This is a genomic window from Paenibacillus canaveralius (assembly GCF_047238265.1).
Lineage (GTDB): Bacteria > Bacillota > Bacilli > Paenibacillales > NBRC-103111 > Paenibacillus_F.
In genome coordinates this window covers 3,619,469-3,636,473 of the sequence record NZ_JBDFMM010000001.1, presented here as the reverse complement: position 1 = coordinate 3,636,473, position 17,005 = coordinate 3,619,469, and the positions used below count along the sequence as shown (strand labels likewise).

Sequence of the window (17,005 nt, the reverse complement as noted above, 5' to 3'; positions counted from 1 at the left end):
AGGAGGCCCGACCCATGTCTACGGTACTTACAGTGTTTGACAGATGGAAAGAATTTTTGGCTGAACGGGTGGACCAAGCCGAGAGAGCAGGTCTGAACGACGAGAAGATCTCCAAGCTTGCTTTCCAGATCGGTGAGTTCCTGGCCGATAAAGTGGATCCGGAAAACCGCGAAGAGCGCGTGCTCAAAGAACTCTGGGACGCAGGTGACGAGAACGAACGCAAGGTTATGGCGCGTTTAATGGTCAAACTGGTGAATAAAGAGTAGAATAGATGATGTACATGAGAAAAGCCCCACTTCACTGCGGGGCTTTTCCATGCCATCATTTCACGAAAGGATCGGTATCATGAGTTTCTCGCGGGCAAAATATGCAATTTTCCTGCCAGTCATCACGGTTATGCTTTCTTCATGCGGGACTCGCGGGCTTCCGACGATCACCGAACAGCAGCTGGCGTCCAAGCATTCGGTTCTGGTCGTAACGGCCCCGGATGTGGCGCCCGAAACGAAAACGAGCGTTGCGGCGGCACTCGCCAAATGGAGAAGCGGCAGCGGGCTCACTTCGGAGTGGAAACAGGACGCGGCCTTTGACAGCGCCCTGGGCAAACAGCTGGATTCAAAACGCTATGATTATGTCGTTGTAATCGGCAGCAGTCTTGCACCCCAAGCCTCGGCAGAGGCGGCCAGGCTCAAGAATCAGAAATTCGTCCTGCTTGCGGACCGTATGGAAGATCCCGGAATGCAGGCGGAGAGAACGCCCCCGCCTAACACGGTCCTTCGCGATGTGGATCATGCGATGATCGAACAGGCGATGAGCGGCTGGGTCAAAGAACAGGCGGACAAAAGAAAGTCCATTGAGTGGGTAACAAAAACTTCGGTTCCCATACCCTCAGGTTTATCCCCTTCCGGCTTATCCGGTCATACCGTAAACACGGACAGCAGTCCCGAATGGTTCGAGCAGCTCAAAAAGCAAGCCTCCGATCATCGTTCAAGCTGGATCATCCAGTACACCGCTCTTCAGAAAACGGATCAGCAGAAAATAAAGTCGCTGGGAATTCCCATCGTGCCGCTGGACCAATCTTTTGCCGTACAAGTGAATTGGGAAGCCGTTATGGCCAAGGAGCAAAACAGGATGATTCAAGGGGATTGGAAGCCGGGTATAGAGACCTATTCTGCGGAAGAAATGAAACAATTCCAGTTTCTAAAAAAGTCGTAGTTACAAAGAAGTTGGCAGGACTTTGTCAAACGTTGTAGAATAATAACTTCGGAATGTCTAATTCGTGCCATGGCAAATGAGGTGCTTACGTTTTGGAAATTAAAGAATGGTACATGGAATACCGAATACATAAGAACCGTCCGGGTCTTCTGGGGGATATCGCTTCTCTCATGGGGATGCTCGATATTAATATTGTGACGATTAACGGGGTAGAGGACCGCACACGCGGAATGCTGCTTCAAACCAATGATGATGAAAAAATCGAGTTAATGGGTAAAATGTTAAAAAAGGTGGATAATATCACCATAACCGCCTTCAGAACCCCGAAACTGGTTGATATTCTTGCCGTCAGACACGGCCGGTACATAGAACGCGACTCCGACGACCGGAAAACGTTCCGTTTCACAAGAGACGAACTCGGACTTCTGGTCGATTTTCTGGGTGAAGTATTCAAACGCGAGGGCAATCAGGTGATCGGGCTTCGCGGAATGCCGCGTGTAGGCAAAACCGAATCCATCATTGCGGGCAGCGTCTGCTCGAACAAACGCTGGACGTTCGTGTCGTCCACTTTATTGAGGCAGACCGTGCGCAGCCAGCTTTCCGAGGATGAAATCTCCTTGAACAACGTATTTATCATTGACGGAATCGTTTCCACCATCCGTTCCAATGAGAAACACTTCTCGCTGCTTCAGGAAATCATGGCGATGCCTTCTACCAAAGTAATCGAGCATCCGGATATTTTTATTAAAGAATCCCACTATACCTACAACGATTTCAATTACATCATCGAACTGCGCAACAGTCCCGACGAAGAGATCAACTATGACAGTTTTACGTACAACACAGAACCATTTTGAGGTTTCACTCGTCTAAAGGGGAAGGACCCACTGAATTTACGGAGGTGAGAACATGTCGGAACTCGGTCAGCGATTGAAGCAGGCCCGATTGGAAAAGAGAATGTCTCTTGAGGATCTACAGGAAGTAACCAAAATCAGAACCAGATACCTCGAAGCAATTGAAGAGGAAAATTATAAAGTTTTGCCCGGCAGTTTTTATGTGAGGGCTTTTATCAAAAGCTATGCGGAAGCGGTCGGTCTCGATCCGAACGAAGTTCTGAACATGTATCAGGGCACGGTTCCGGCTGCTCCGCCGGAGCCTACGGTCGAAACGATCCGCACACCGCGCCGTAGTTCAGCGAGAAGCACGGACAGACTCAGCAAATGGGCGTCCACCATTATGGTCGTTTCGTTCGTGCTGTTGATTGCGGCCATCGTGTACTATTTCGTCGTGATGAACAACAAAGGGGACAGCTCGGGTGCGATTAATGAGCCCAACAGGCTGACGGATACAGCGGATCCCAACGCGACGGCCGCTCCGAGTCCTACTCCGGGCAACGGAGGGAACACGGCGGGCACAACTTCGCCGGCTCCTACACCGACGCCTAGCGCGACCCCTACGCCGACTCCGACCCCGCCAGCAGGCGCGTTGACGCTTGTGAACAGCAGCAGCAGTCTGGACAATTACACGGCGGTGGGCGGCAAACTCGACATTACCGTGACGGCGGCAGGGACACAGTGCTGGTACAGAGTCGACAGTTTCCCGAACAACAGCAAGAAGATGGAGAAGCAGGGGACTCTGAAGCAGGGCGAAACGGAGACATTCTCCCTGACGACTACCGCACAGATTCGTGTAGGCGCGGCCAACGCCGCTAAAATTACCGTAAACGGGCAGGAGCTCAACGTCGGAGACGCCTCCAACCCTAAAAATATTAAAATTACGCTGCAGCCGCAGCCTTAATAACGTAGTACCGTACTAAAACTCAGGAGAGGACGAAGCCAAATGAGTTCGGAAAGCTCTTTCGATATCGTATCCAAGCTGGATATGCAGGAATTGAACAACGCGATTACGCAGGCCAAAAGAGAAATCGAAACCCGTTTCGATTTTAAGGGCAGCAAAAGCGAGATCACCTTGGAAAAAGAAGAACTCGTTCTTCTTTCCGACGACGATTTTAAGCTTCAGAACGTGATTGATATCCTTCATGCCAAGATGGCAAAAAGGGGTATCGCCCTCAAAAATCTCGAATACGGCAAAATCGAATCGGCTTCCCTGGGAACGGTCCGCCAGCGCGTTAAGCTGAAACAAGGGATTGAAGCGGATATCGCCAAGAAAATTAACATCATGATCCGGGATTCCAAGCTCAAGGTGAAGAGTCAGATTCAGGGAGATTCTATCCGTGTGACCGGCAAAAGCAGAGACGATTTGCAGAAGGTGATTCAAATGCTGAAAGGCGCCGACCTTCCTATCGATCTGCAGTTTGACAATTTCAGATAAACAAAAACAGCCCTCCGGTGTCCCGGTTTTCCCGCGGATATCGGAGGGTTTCCCTATTTTGACACTCGGATTAGCGATGTATTATACTTGTAACGATGGCTTTGCTACGACGTTTGGAGGTTTCAGCATGACGGAAAAGGTTAGAGTAGTAACGCTTGGATGTGAGAAAAACTTGGTGGACTCCGAGATTATGTCCGGACTGGTCGATCAGCGGGGCTACAGCGTGGTCGAGAAGAACGAAGAAGCCACCGTGATCATTGTAAATACGTGCGGATTTATCGATGCCGCAAAGGAAGAATCGGTTAATACCATTTTGGATATGGCCGATCTTAAAAGAACCGGCAAGTTGAAAGCGCTAATTGTTTCGGGGTGTCTGACACAGAGGTACAAAGAAGAACTGATGAAAGAAATGCCTGAGATTGACGGAATTGTGGGAACAGGCGATTTTCACAATATCAATGCCATTATTGACGAAGCCTTGATAGGGAAGAAGCCGGTCTATGTCGGGAATCCGGTGTTTAATTATGAGCAAGCGCTTCCGCGCAAGGTCTCCACTCCCCGGTATACCGCTTACGTCAAAATCGCCGAGGGTTGCGATAACGCTTGTACGTTCTGCTCCATTCCGATTATGCGGGGGAAGTTCCGCAGCCGTTCGATGGAATCCGTCATTTCGGAAGCACGGTTGCTGGCGTCGCAAGGGGTCAAGGAGGTCAGCCTTATCGCCCAGGATTCCACCAATTACGGAACGGATCTGTACGACAAGTTTATGCTTCCCGAACTGCTTAACCGGGTGAGCGAAGTGGAAGGAATCCAGTGGGTAAGGCTGCATTATGCCTATCCGGGATTTTTTACGGATGAGCTGATCGAAACGATGGCAGCCAATCCGAAGATATGCAAATACATAGACATGCCGCTTCAGCACAGCTCCGACGCCGTCCTTAAACGGATGAGACGTCCCGGCAGGGAGAAGGACGCCCGGGAACTTATTCTCAAAATCCGTAAAAGAATGCCGGATGCGGCTCTGCGGACTTCGCTTATCGTCGGATTTCCCGGCGAAACGGAAGAAGATTTCGAACATCTGGTGCAGTTCGTGAAAGATGTCCAGTTCGACCGGCTTGGGGTTTTTACGTATTCCATGGAGGAAGACACACCCGCGTCCCGTCTTCCCGGCCAGTTGCCGGACGACGTAAAAGAATACCGCGCGGCCGCTCTGATGGAGCTCCAGCGCGAGATATCCAACCGGCGCGGAGGCCGCAGGCTGGGCGAAGCGGTGGATGTGCTTATCGAACGTTATGACGGCCGCAGCGATGTGTATGTCGGCCGTTCCCAATACGATGCGCCGGAAATCGATGGGGAAGTTTTTGTAACCGGCAAGAATATCGGAATAGGCGGCGTTGTAAAAGTGCGTGTTACCCACTCCTTTGAATTCGACCTCTCCGGGGAGGTTATCGCATAATGAATTTAGCCAACAAAATTACACTTGCCAGAATATTCCTGGTCCCGATTATTATGTTTTTCCTGCTTGTGAACATCCAGTTTCCGCATATTAAGATTCAGACGTTTTCCATCACGTACAACCAGATTATCGCGGCGCTCATTTTCATCATAGCGGCGAGCACCGACAGTCTGGACGGGTACATCGCCCGCAAGAGAAAGCTCGTTACGAATCTCGGTAAACTGCTGGATCCGCTGGCCGATAAGCTGCTTGTAACCGCAGTACTGGTGTCCCTTGTCGAGATGGACAAACTGGGCGCATGGATCGTGATCGTCATCATCAGCCGCGAATGGGCCGTTACCGGGCTGAGGCAGATCGCGCTTCTGGAGGGGGCTGTTATTCAAGCGAGCAAATGGGGTAAAGCTAAAACAGCGGCACAAATCACGGCGATTATCGCGCTGCTTATCAACAACTTCCCGTTCGCGTTTATCAACTTCCCGTTCGATTTGATCGCAAGCTGGATTGCCGCGATTATTACGGTGTACTCCGGGCTCGATTATTTCATTAAAAATAAGCATGTTATCGATTTTTCCGAGAAAACACAGTAGATACTGTGTTTTCTTCGTCTCCGGGAACAAGCTGCGGGGCAAAGGATTGATTGGATGGGAAATACAATCCGGATGTTCAAGTCCCCTGCAGCGAACGGAGTTGTCCAGGGGACAAGCGGAGGAACGGACAAACCGGCGGATTCGCCGTTTATCATTTCGCGGGCGAAGCGGAAAGATATGTTTTTCCGTAAATGAAAGTTTGCAATACTGGAAGTTCACATGAAAGCAGCCCACATAGATGAAAGGGGATTTATCGCATGAAAGCAGAATTAATTGCCGTCGGAACCGAGCTTCTGCTGGGGCAGATTTTAAATACGAACGCTCAGTATTTGGCGCAGGAGTGTGCGATGCTGGGCATCGATCTGTATTTCCAGACCGTCGTAGGCGACAACCCTGCCCGCATCCGGGAAGCTCTGGAACAGGCCGGCAATCGGGCCGATCTGGTTATTACGACGGGAGGACTCGGCCCGACTCTGGACGATTTGACGAAGGACGTGCTGGCCGATATGACCGGCCGCCGCCTTTATATGGACGAGATTTCGATGGCCAAAATCCGTGAATTGTTCGAGTCGCAAGGGCTTCATATGGTCGAGAGCAATTCCAGGCAAGCGAACATGATCGAAGGAGCGGAGCCCCTGCCGAACGACACGGGACTGGCCGTCGGACTGGGCCTGGACCACGATGGAACCCGTTATCTGCTCCTTCCCGGTCCGCCGAAAGAAATGAAGCCGATGTTCGAGCGTTATGCCAAGGACTGGCTGAGCGGGCTGATGACCGACGAGATGCCTTTGTACTCGAAGATGCTCAAATTTGCCGGGATCGGGGAGTCCTCTCTGGAACACAAGCTGTTCGATCTCATCGAGAAACAGACGGATCCGACCATCGCGCCTTATGCCAAGGAGGGGGAGGTAACGATCCGTCTGGCGACGAAGGCGCACACGGAGGAAGAAGCTCTCCGCAAGATGGAGAAGGTCGAGCGGGAAATCCGCAGCCGCGTAGGGGAGCATTTGTATGCGGAAGAGGACATCCCGATCGAGGAAGCGGTGCTGGCGATACTTCAATCGAGGAATCAGACGCTGACGACGGCCGAAAGCTGTTCCGGCGGACTCTTGAGTGATTTGATCACCTCTATCCCGGGTCGTTCCTCCGTATTTCTGGGCGGAGTCGTCTCTTACTCCAACGAAATGAAGCACAGTATGCTTGGCGTTCCCGTAGAAATGCTCGAAGGGGAGGATGCTCCCGGAGCGGTCAGCGCCGAAACGGCCGAAGCGATGGTGCAAGGCTTGCTGGAGCGCACGAATGCGGATTATGCCGTATCCGTCACGGGAGTTGCCGGTCCGACTACCTCGGAAGGCAAACCGATCGGGCTTGTCTATGTCGGAGTCGGCTGCAGGCACGGAGATATTCACGTTCAGAAGCTCCAGCTTCCCGGACTGCGGGAGACGATCAAGATGCGCGCGGCCAAAACGGCGCTGCACCAGCTTTGGAAACTTGTAAAAACCGACGGCTGACCGGCGTTTTTTGTTGAAAAACCGCAAATTTTAAGGTATAATAAAAGAATGTTAACGGAAGAACCGTAGCGAAGAATTTGTCTTTGCTGCGGTTTTTATTTTTTCCGCGCATGGACCGAAAGGAGCGCCGTTTCCCTTTAAACAAGAGAAGCTTTCTGCTGGAATTCCTCTCCGGACGGGGTTAGAGGGCCGTCACAAAAAAAACGAATGTATGTTCGAAAAAATACTTGGCAACGGGTAAAAAAGAAGGTATGATATACCTATAACAGTTAAAGGAAGTGAGTGTATTGTCAGATCGTCGTGCCGCATTAGAAATGGCATTGCGCCAAATTGAGAAGCAGTTTGGCAAGGGTTCGATCATGAAACTCGGAGAATCGACACACATGCAGGTGGAGACCATCCCCAGTGGTTCCCTTGCTTTGGATATAGCACTTGGAACCGGGGGCTTTCCTCGCGGTAGAATTGTTGAAATCTATGGACCGGAATCTTCCGGTAAAACAACGGTCGCTCTTCACGCGATCGCAGAAGTGCAAAAGTCCGGCGGACAAGCCGCTTTTATCGATGCGGAACATGCTCTTGACCCGCTTTATGCGAGCAAGCTCGGAATCAACATTGACGAATTGCTGCTTTCCCAGCCGGACACAGGCGAGCAAGCGCTTGAAATCGCGGAAGCTCTCGTACGCAGTGGCGCGGTTGATATTATCGTTATCGACTCCGTTGCCGCTCTCGTTCCGAAGGCGGAAATCGAAGGCGAGATGGGGGATTCCCACGTGGGTCTGCAGGCCCGTCTGATGTCGCAGGCGCTGCGTAAACTTTCCGGTGCCATCAACAAATCGAAGGTTATTGCTATCTTTATTAACCAATTGCGTGAGAAAGTCGGTGTTATGTTCGGTAACCCTGAAACGACACCGGGCGGCCGTGCTTTGAAATTCTATTCGACCGTTCGTTTGGATGTTCGCCGTGTTGAAACGATCAAGCAGGGCAACGATATGGTCGGTAACCGTACCCGTGTCAAGGTCGTGAAGAACAAAGTCGCGCCTCCGTTTAAACAGGCCGATGTTGACATTATGTACGGCGAAGGTATCTCCCGTGAAGGCAGTATTATCGATATCGGAACGGAACTGGATATCGTGAACAAGAGCGGCGCCTGGTATTCCTATAACGGCGATCGTCTCGGCCAAGGACGCGAAAACTCCAAGCAATTCCTCAAGGAAAACAAGGAAATTGCCGATATCATCGAGCAAAAAATCCGGGAAGCCAGCAATCTCACAAATGTCGTTCCTCCGACAGGCGTAGATGTAGATGATCCGGACGAAGAATTGGCACTCTTTACGGAAGACGAAGAATAAGAACAAGGGCCGCCTCTTACGTACAGCGCAGGATGCGGCCCTGTTTTAGCTCCCTGGGGAGCTTTTCTTTGTTTTTGGACCCATAAGATGCCGAAGGGGGGAAAGAACGCATGAAAGACGAAACAGAAGCTTCCGTGATAACGGGAATAGAAAGACAGAAGCGCAACAAAAAACGATATAATGTTTATGTCAACCAGGAATATGCCTGTTCCGTGCATGAAGATATCCTGATCAAGAACCGTCTGCTCAAAGGGGAACAGATAGATGCGCAGCGCTTGAAGCAAGCGCTTGAGGAAGACGAAAGGCATGAAGCTTACCTGAAAGCGATCCGCTTCGTGGCGGTCCGGCCACGGTCTGTCCAGGAAGTAAAAATGAAGCTTAAGGACTTGGGCTACGAAGCCGACCTCATCGACTGGACGGTTGGCCGCCTATTGGAGCAAAAGTACCTCGATGACGCCGATTTCGCGAAGTTATGGACGGAGCAGCGGATTCAATACCAGCGCAAAGGCAGAAACGCGGTCCGCTACGAGCTGGCCCAGAAAGGCCTCTCGCGCGACGAAATTTCCAAAGCGCTGTCTGCGGTCGATACGGAGGAAGAAATGGAAGGGGCCCTTATTGTGGGCCGCAAGAAATGGAAAACCGTGTCAGGCGAGAAGATGGACCGCAAAAGAAAAACGATGGCTTTTCTGCTTCGGCGCGGGTATCCGTCTTCGCTCGTTAACGATGTGATGCGCCGGCTTTCCGACGAAGAACTCGAAAATGAGGAATAGCACCTCTATGAAAGCGTCCTCAGTCACGGTTGACGAAGCCAATAGCTTGACAATGTTCTTTGTGAACAGATAAAATACAATTGTATATTTTCATAAAAAATCATCAGATTTTCTATGAGGTAACGGAAGCGATTTCCGCCAAGATTGCTTCTGCTCCATGCTGTTCCGAACAACCCCCGTTGTACGGACAAACAAACCGAACCATTTTCTAGCACGGAATGTGGTCCATACGGCTTGAACAAACGAATATCGGATTAAAAAAACCGAATCATCCCAAGCTAACACCTTGGAGGAACCAACGAGGAGGTGAACATGATGAATCCAATTATCTGGGTCCTGATCATTCTCGTTGTTGGCGTTATTTGCTTAGGGATTGGTTATTTTATCCGCAAGTCTCTTGCAGAAGCGAAAATTTCCAGTGCTGAAACAGCCGCTGCACAAATTGTAGAAAATGCCCGCAAAGAAGCGGAGGCACTGAAAAAAGAAACGGTATTGGAAGCGAAAGATGAAGTTCATAAGCTCCGGGCCGAAGCTGAAAAAGACATTCGTGAACGTCGAAATGAATCTCAACGACATGAAAGACGATTGTTGCAAAAAGAGGAGTCGCTGGATAAAAAATTAGAATCTCTTGAACGCAAAGAAGAGCAAGTCGCCAACAAAGAGAAGAGAATTGAAGAAACGCAGAATCAGATTGATGAGCTCTACCGCAAACAGGTATCGGAACTCGAACGTATTTCCGGCATGACCATGGAAGAAGCGAAGACCATCATCCTATCCGGCGTTGAACAGGAAGTTCGTCATGAAACCGCACAACTTATTAAAGAAATAGAGCAGCAGGCCAAAGAAGAAGGCGACAAGAAAGCCCGTGAAATCATCACGCTCGCCATTCAGCGCTGCGCTGCCGACCATGTTGCCGAAACGACGGTATCTGTCGTAAGTCTTCCGAATGAAGAAATGAAAGGCCGGATTATCGGTCGTGAAGGCCGTAATATCCGTGCACTTGAAACTTTGACGGGGATCGATCTTATTATCGACGATACTCCGGAAGCCGTTATTTTGTCCGGCTTTGATCCGATCCGCCGGGAAATCGCGCGTACCTCGCTTGAGAAGCTCGTGGCCGACGGACGTATTCATCCGGCTCGTATCGAAGAGATGGTGGAGAAGTCCCGCAAGGAAGTGGACGAGCGGATTCGCGAGTATGGGGAACAAGCTACGTTCGAAGTGGGCGTACACGGTCTGCATCCGGATCTGATCAAAATTCTGGGACGTCTCAAATTCCGTACAAGCTACGGACAGAACGTTCTCAAACACTCGATGGAAGTTGCTTATCTTTCCGGTTTGATGGCTGGAGAACTCGGCGAAGACGTAACATTGGCGAAACGTGCCGGGCTTCTGCATGACATCGGTAAAGCGCTTGACCACGAAGTTGAAGGGTCACACGTTGAAATCGGTGTTGAAATCGCCAAAAAGTACAAGGAACATCCTGTCGTTGTGAACAGTATCGCTTCCCACCACGGAGACGTGGAAGCGACCTCGGTTATCGCCATGCTCGTCGGAGCGGCGGACGCCTTGTCCGCGGCAAGACCGGGTGCACGCCGGGAAACGCTGGAAACTTATATCAAGCGTCTTGAGAAGCTTGAGGGCATTTCGGAATCGTTCGAAGGCGTGGAGAAATCGTACGCCATCCAGGCCGGACGCGAGGTTCGCGTCATGGTTCAACCGGAGAAAATCGACGATGCGGAAGCGTTCAGACTTGCCCGCGATATTACGAAGAAGATCGAGAACGAGCTTGACTATCCCGGTCATATCAAAGTTACGGTCATTCGTGAAACCCGTGCGGTTGAATACGCCAAATAAAAGAAGTATACTTGTGAAAAGTGGCTGCGTAAGCCACTTTTCCTTTTTTTAGCCGAAAGAGAAAGAGGCAGGAGTGATGGGTTATTAAGATCGTATTTATCGGAGATATTGTCGGATCAGTCGGCCGGAATGCAGTAAAAACGATGGTGCCTAAACTGAAATTAAAATATGCCAACGCGGTATTTATCGCAAACGGTGAAAATGCGGCCGGAGGCCGGGGGATTACCTCGCAAATCACGAAGGAGCTCTACCAGCTCGGGATTCACGGAATAACGCTCGGAAACCACACTTGGGACCAGAAAGAGATTTTTGATTTCATCGACGATGAAGTTCAGATGGTGCGTCCGGCCAATTTTCCCGAAGGAGCGCCGGGTCGGGGCCATACCGTTTTGAAGGTCCGCAACCAGGAGATCCTGCTTATCAATCTCCAGGGACGGACTTTTCTTCCGCCGATCGACTGTCCGTTCCGCAAGGTAGACGAGATTCTCGAGGCGGCGAAAGGAAAGTACAAGCATATTTTCGTCGATTTCCACGCGGAGACAACGTCGGAGAAGATCGCCATGGGCTGGCACCTGGACGGCCGTGTTTCGGCGGTCGTAGGGACGCATACACATGTCCAGACGAACGATAACCGCATCCTGCCCCAGGGAACGGCCTACGTGACGGATGTAGGGATGGTAGGTCCCCGCGACGGCGTCCTCGGTATGGAGCGCACAGCCGTTCTGCGTAAGTTTACGACGCAGCTTCCGGTACGATTCGTCGTGGACGAAGGGCAGTGGCATTTCCATGCGACCGTCATCGATCTCGACGATACGACAGGCAAAGCCGGGAAGATCGAGCTCATTCGGATCAACGAAGAAGATCTTCTTTTCGAATAAAAGGCGCGAGCAGCCAACCTGACGCATGACGATTTAACTTGTACCTCTCGGGGATTTCCGGTCAGGAATGTTTGATCACCTGTCCGAATAGGATGGAAAGAGGAAACCTTTATCCTTAATCCTTTATCCATCAACCCAAGGAGGTACTTTTCCATGGAAGTATTAAAAGTTTCAGCAAAATCCAATCCAAACTCCGTAGCAGGGGCGCTTGCAGGCGTGTTACGGGAGCGCGGGGCGGCGGAGCTTCAAGCCATTGGCGCGGGTGCTCTGAACCAGGCAATCAAAGCGGTAGCGATCGCAAGAGGATTTGTGGCGCCCAGTGGAGTCGACTTAATTTGTGTACCCGCCTTTACAGACATCGTCATTGACGGGGAAGACCGGACGGCGATCAAACTCATTGTAGAGCCGAGATGATGCACGATCGCTCCTCGGGTTGTACATACATGAACGGACCTGTTTACATACTCTGTAGACAGGTTTTTTTCGCATCATGCACGGCAGGTTCTATTAAAAAGCCCGGAGGTAACCATGATAATCGACGCTCACTGCGATGCTTTGATGAAGATGTACCGGGATCCGCTGCTTGATTTTAACGCGGGCGAGCCTTTGTTGGATGTAAATTATCCGCTTATGAAGCAGGGTGGAGTCAAAATCCAGTTTATGGCAGTCTACCTGCCGGAAGAAATCAAGAACCCGGACGTGGGACACATTTTGGAATATGTGGACATTCTGCACAGAAGAGTGCTTTGCAATCCCGATATCGTTCTGATCCGGAGCCGCTCGGACCTTCAGCACGTACTGACGACGGGCAAGCGGGGCGTACTGCTTACTCTCGAAGGCGCGGAAGGACTCAGAGGAAGCCTGGCTCACCTGCGCATTCTTTACCGGCTGGGGCTGAGAAGCTTAGGTCCCGCCTGGAATTTCGCGAACTGGGCGGTGGACGGGGCCATGGAGACGCGAAACGGGGGCTTCACCCTCCGGGGGCAGCAGTTGATAAAAGAAAGTAATCAGCTCGGGCTTATGCTGGATGCTTCTCATTTGTCAGAAAAGGCATTCTGGGAAGCTGCCGACGTATCCGGCCTGCATCTTTTCGCTTCCCATTCCAATGCCAAATCGGCATGCGACCATCCGCGGAATTTGACCGATGGACAAATCCGCCGCCTTATCGAGCGGAAAGGAATGATCGGGATTACCTTCGTCCCCTGGTTTGTGAAGAAGACCGGTTCGGTTTTCATTACCGATCTTTTCCGGCATATCGATCATATCTGCTCGCTGGGCGGAGAAGACTTTATCGGCTTCGGATCGGATTTCGACGGGATTGACAAATACATCCGGGGACTGGAGAACGCCGGCATGTACGCGAACCTGGCCAATGAACTGTACAAGCACTACACGCCCGTACAAGCCCAGAAGTTCCTCTGGCAGAACGGGTACGCCTTCCTGGAACGCAGTCTGCCGGTGTCCTAGAGAGCGATCTCTTTTTGATATGGGTATCATCTAAAAAAGCTATCTGTCCCTTTTACGGAAAACCCTTGCAATTTACGGGGTCTAGGAATAGAATTTGGATAGCTTGAAAAAATTTTTTTATATCCTACAATCTATCATACAAGCATCGTTCTAAGCAGGGCTCGTTTTGCAAAATGGTTTGCAAGAGGCGGAGCAGCTCACCATCAAAAGGAGTGGACGCAAGGTGATTAGTCAGTTATCGTGGAAGATCGGGGGACAACAAGGGGAGGGTGTAGAAAGTACGGACCGTATTTTCTCGACGGCGCTTAACCGTCTCGGATACTATTTGTACGGCTACCGTCACTTCTCTTCGCGCATCAAGGGAGGACATACGAACAATAAAATCCGTATCAGTACGAAACCGATTCGCTCGATTTCCGATGATTTGGATATTTTGGTCGCTTTCGACCAGGAAACGATTGATTTGAACTCTCATGAGCTGGGAGTCCACGGCGTGATTGTCGCGGACGCGAAATTTAATCCCACCCTGCCGGAAGGCGTTAACGCGCGTCTGTTCCCGGTGCCGATCACGGCGATTGCGGAAGAGCTTGGAACTTCCCTGTTTAAAAATATGGCGGCTTCCGGCGCTTCCTGGGCGCTTCTGGGGCTGCCTTTAGACGTATTCAACAAAGCGGTCGAAGAGGAGTTCGGACGCAAAGGCGCGGCCGTGGTCGAGAAGAATATCGAGGCGGTTCGCAAAGGCGCGGAATCCGTGCTGGAGCTCGCCGGAGGTCCGATCGTAGAACTGCAGCTGGAGCCTGCGGACGGCGAGCAGAAGCTGTTCATGATCGGCAACGACGCCATCGCTCTCGGGGCGGTAGCCGCGGGCTGCCGCTTTATGCCGGCTTATCCCATCACTCCGGCTTCGGAGATTATGGAATACTTGACGAAGGTGCTTCCTAAATTCGGCGGAGCCGTTATCCAGACAGAGGACGAGATATCGGCTTGTACGATGGCAATCGGCGCCAGCTACGGCGGCGTACGCGCCATGACGGCCTCGGCCGGTCCCGGATTGTCCCTGATGATGGAAGCGATCGGTCTGGCCGGCATGACGGAAACGCCTGTCGTGATCGTGGATACACAGCGCGGCGGCCCGAGTACGGGACTTCCGACCAAACAGGAACAAAGTGACGTGAATGCCATGATTTACGGCACGCACGGTGAGATCCCCAAAGTCGTGCTCGCGCCGAGCTCGATCGAAGAGTGCTTCTACGATACGATCGAAGCGTTTAACATTGCGGAAAAATTGCAGCTTCCGGTCATTCTGCTGACAGACCTCCAGCTTTCGCTGGGCAAGCAGTCTTCCGAGGTGCTGGATTATAATAGAATCGTTATTGAACGCGGCAATCTCGTCGCGCAGCCTGAGGAAGTCGAGGACAGCAAACAACTGTTCAAGCGTTATGAGTTTACGGAGAACGGCGTCTCGCCGCGTGTGCTGCCGGGCGTGAAGTACGGCCTGCATCACGTGACAGGCGTTGAACATGACCAGGAAGGCCGTCCGTCCGAGAGTCCGGTAAACCGGAAGAAAATGATGGATAAGCGGCTGGAGAAGCTCAAGCACGTGGAAGTAACCAACCCGATTCTCGTCAACGCGCCGCATGAAGAGCCGGATGTCCTGATCATCGGCATGAGCTCGACGGGCGGTACGATTGAGGAAGCAAGAGGCAGACTCGAGAAGGACGGCCTTGCAACGAACCATGTTCACGTTCGTCTGCTGCATCCTTTCCCTGCCGAAGAGCTGAAGCCTCACCTGGAGAAAGCAAAACATGTAATTGTCGTCGAAAATAACGCGACTGCACAGCTGGCAAACCTGATCAAGCTGAATGCAGGCAGTGCCGATAAAATCAAGAACATGCTGAAATACGACGGAACCCCGTTCCTGCCGTCCGAAATTTATCAAGAATGCAAGGAGCTGACTGTAGCATGGCAACGTTAAAAGATTTCCGCAACAATGTAAAGCCTAACTGGTGCCCGGGCTGCGGAGATTTCTCCGTTCAGGCCTCCATTCAGCGCGCTGCCGCAAATGTGGGACTGGAACCCGAGCAATTGGCGATCGTCTCCGGTATCGGCTGCTCCGGCCGTATCTCCGGCTATGTGAACTGCTACGGCTTTCACGGGATTCACGGCCGTTCCCTGCCGATTGCCCAAGGACTTAAAATGGCGAACCGCGAATTGACCGTTCTGGCTTCCGGCGGCGACGGCGACGGATTCGCGATCGGCATGGCTCATACGGTCCATGCGATCCGCCGCAACATCGACATGACCTATATCGTCATGGACAACCAGATTTACGGCCTGACTAAAGGCCAGACGTCTCCGCGAAGCGGCGAAGGCTTCAAAACGAAGAGTACGCCGAGCGGTTCCATCGAAACGCCTCTGGCGCCTCTTGAGATGGCGCTTGCTGCGGGCGCGACTTTCGTGGCGCAGTCTTTCTCCAGCAATTTGAAACAGCTGACGCATATCATCGAAGAAGGCATCAAGCACCAAGGCTTCTCGCTGATTAACGTATTCAGCCCGTGCGTTACGTTCAACAAAGTGAACACGTACGACTGGTTCAAGGAAAATATCGTGGATCTGGAGACGATTCCGGATTACGATCCGAGCAACCGGATCCAGGCGATGACGAAGCTGATGGAAACCGACGGCATGCTCACCGGCATTATTTATCAGAATACAACGAAGCCGAGCTACGAGAATCTCGTTACCGGCTTTAAAGAAGAAGGACTTGCCAATCAGGATATGAAGCTGAGCCAGGCTGATTTTGACAAATTGGTTGCAGAATTCAAATAAGCGGGACAGAAAAGCGTGCAGAGTGATCTGTGCGCTTTTTTTTTCGGCGCGTAGAGGTTAAACTGAGGGGGAGAAGCTGCTGTAGAGACAGAGAATGGATACAGGAAGGGATGAAGACAGAATGAAACAAATACCTATCGGGATTTCCGCCCGTCATATTCATTTGAAGCCGGAGCATATTGCCCGCCTGTTCGGTGAGGGCTATGAGCTGACTGTTCTGAAAGACCTGTCCCAGCCGGGACAATTCGCTGCAGGTGAAACCGTAGCGGTCGTCGGTCCCAAGGGCCGGTTTGACAAGGTTCGTATCCTGGGACCGGCCCGGAATATTTCCCAACTGGAAATATCTCGCACGGATGCTTTCGCACTCGGCGTTAATCCGCCGGTACGCGAATCCGGGAACATTGAAGGAACGCCGGGAATCAAGATTGTGGGTCCCAAGGGTGAGGTGGAGCTGGAAGAAGGCGTGATCGTTGCGGCCCGTCACATCCATTTCCATACGGAAGACGCGAAGAAATGGGGCATAGAGGACAAGCAGCGACTGCGAGTCCGCGTGGAAACGGATCGTCCCGTCATCTTCGAGGATGTCATTGCCCGCGTTTCGGACCAGTTCGCCTTGGATATGCATATCGATACGGATGAAGGCAACGCCGCAGGGCTTAAAACAGGCGATGTCGGAATTATTGTAGATTAGGAAGCGGGCCGGACAAATCGTCCGGAAGCCTGCGAAGAGCCGTGTACGGGGAGCTGATTTCCTCTGC

General features: G+C 51.7%; 18 protein-coding genes. All 18 read left to right on the top strand.

The features are described from left to right. Window positions 1-14 precede the first annotated feature (14 nt). Window positions 15-266 carry a DUF3243 domain-containing protein gene (locus ABC395_RS16300; protein WP_103993864.1) on the top strand — a complete coding sequence of 84 codons (252 nt, stop codon included), beginning with the start codon at window positions 15-17 and terminating at the stop codon, window positions 264-266. Window positions 267-345: 79 nt separating this feature from the next. After that, window positions 346-1,212: a hypothetical protein gene (locus tag ABC395_RS16295; protein WP_413004705.1), complete on the top strand. Its 867-nt coding sequence runs from the start codon at window positions 346-348 to the stop codon at window positions 1,210-1,212. A gap of 92 nt (window positions 1,213-1,304) precedes the next feature. Continuing rightward, a complete protein-coding gene (locus ABC395_RS16290) occupies window positions 1,305-2,069 on the top strand; it encodes a DUF3388 domain-containing protein (RefSeq protein ID WP_103993866.1) in 765 nt (254 codons plus the stop codon). A 52-nt stretch (window positions 2,070-2,121) separates the two neighbouring features. Beyond that, window positions 2,122-3,009, top strand: a complete 888-nt coding sequence (locus ABC395_RS16285) for a helix-turn-helix domain-containing protein (RefSeq protein WP_413004703.1) — start codon at window positions 2,122-2,124, stop codon at window positions 3,007-3,009. Window positions 3,010-3,051: 42 nt separating this feature from the next. Further along, window positions 3,052-3,543 (top strand): YajQ family cyclic di-GMP-binding protein, encoded by a 492-nt coding sequence (locus ABC395_RS16280; RefSeq protein ID WP_042233112.1) that lies wholly within the window; start codon window positions 3,052-3,054, stop codon window positions 3,541-3,543. Window positions 3,544-3,670: 127 nt separating this feature from the next. Beyond that, entirely contained in the window at window positions 3,671-4,999 is a 1,329-nt protein-coding gene (gene rimO / locus ABC395_RS16275; RefSeq protein WP_413004701.1) for a 30S ribosomal protein S12 methylthiotransferase RimO, read from the top strand. Then, window positions 4,999-5,586, top strand: a complete 588-nt coding sequence (gene pgsA / locus ABC395_RS16270) for a CDP-diacylglycerol--glycerol-3-phosphate 3-phosphatidyltransferase (RefSeq protein WP_413004699.1) — start codon at window positions 4,999-5,001, stop codon at window positions 5,584-5,586. The genes rimO and pgsA overlap by 1 nt, the downstream gene beginning before the upstream one ends. Before the next feature lie 54 nt (window positions 5,587-5,640). After that, complete coding sequence (locus tag ABC395_RS16265) at window positions 5,641-5,781, top strand: hypothetical protein (RefSeq protein WP_413004697.1); 141 nt, start codon at window positions 5,641-5,643, stop codon at window positions 5,779-5,781. Window positions 5,782-5,843: 62 nt separating this feature from the next. Continuing rightward, window positions 5,844-7,097, top strand: coding sequence for a competence/damage-inducible protein A (locus ABC395_RS16260; protein ID WP_413004695.1), 1,254 nt, complete (start codon window positions 5,844-5,846; stop codon window positions 7,095-7,097). A 287-nt stretch (window positions 7,098-7,384) separates the two neighbouring features. Continuing rightward, a complete protein-coding gene (gene recA, locus ABC395_RS16255; protein ID WP_413004693.1) occupies window positions 7,385-8,446 on the top strand; it encodes a recombinase RecA in 1,062 nt (353 codons plus the stop codon). 110 nt (window positions 8,447-8,556) lie between these two features. After that, window positions 8,557-9,216 (top strand): RecX family transcriptional regulator, encoded by a 660-nt coding sequence (locus ABC395_RS16250; RefSeq protein WP_413004691.1) that lies wholly within the window; start codon window positions 8,557-8,559, stop codon window positions 9,214-9,216. A gap of 312 nt (window positions 9,217-9,528) precedes the next feature. After that, entirely contained in the window at window positions 9,529-11,073 is a 1,545-nt protein-coding gene (gene rny, locus ABC395_RS16245; RefSeq protein WP_009674960.1) for a ribonuclease Y, read from the top strand. Window positions 11,074-11,156: 83 nt separating this feature from the next. Beyond that, window positions 11,157-11,951 (top strand): TIGR00282 family metallophosphoesterase, encoded by a 795-nt coding sequence (locus ABC395_RS16240; protein ID WP_413006757.1) that lies wholly within the window; start codon window positions 11,157-11,159, stop codon window positions 11,949-11,951. A 153-nt stretch (window positions 11,952-12,104) separates the two neighbouring features. Then, a complete protein-coding gene (locus ABC395_RS16235) occupies window positions 12,105-12,365 on the top strand; it encodes a stage V sporulation protein S (protein WP_005550495.1) in 261 nt (86 codons plus the stop codon). 114 nt (window positions 12,366-12,479) lie between these two features. After that, window positions 12,480-13,418: a dipeptidase gene (locus ABC395_RS16230; RefSeq protein WP_413004688.1), complete on the top strand. Its 939-nt coding sequence runs from the start codon at window positions 12,480-12,482 to the stop codon at window positions 13,416-13,418. 223 nt (window positions 13,419-13,641) lie between these two features. Continuing rightward, window positions 13,642-15,393 carry a 2-oxoacid:acceptor oxidoreductase subunit alpha gene (locus ABC395_RS16225; protein WP_413004686.1) on the top strand — a complete coding sequence of 584 codons (1,752 nt, stop codon included), beginning with the start codon at window positions 13,642-13,644 and terminating at the stop codon, window positions 15,391-15,393. Beyond that, a complete protein-coding gene (locus tag ABC395_RS16220; RefSeq protein WP_413004684.1) occupies window positions 15,381-16,247 on the top strand; it encodes a 2-oxoacid:ferredoxin oxidoreductase subunit beta in 867 nt (288 codons plus the stop codon). Before ABC395_RS16225 ends, ABC395_RS16220 begins: the two co-directional genes overlap by 13 nt. A 121-nt stretch (window positions 16,248-16,368) precedes the next feature. Beyond that, window positions 16,369-16,938 carry a phosphate propanoyltransferase gene (pduL, locus tag ABC395_RS16215; RefSeq protein WP_103993877.1) on the top strand — a complete coding sequence of 190 codons (570 nt, stop codon included), beginning with the start codon at window positions 16,369-16,371 and terminating at the stop codon, window positions 16,936-16,938. Window positions 16,939-17,005 lie beyond the last annotated feature (67 nt).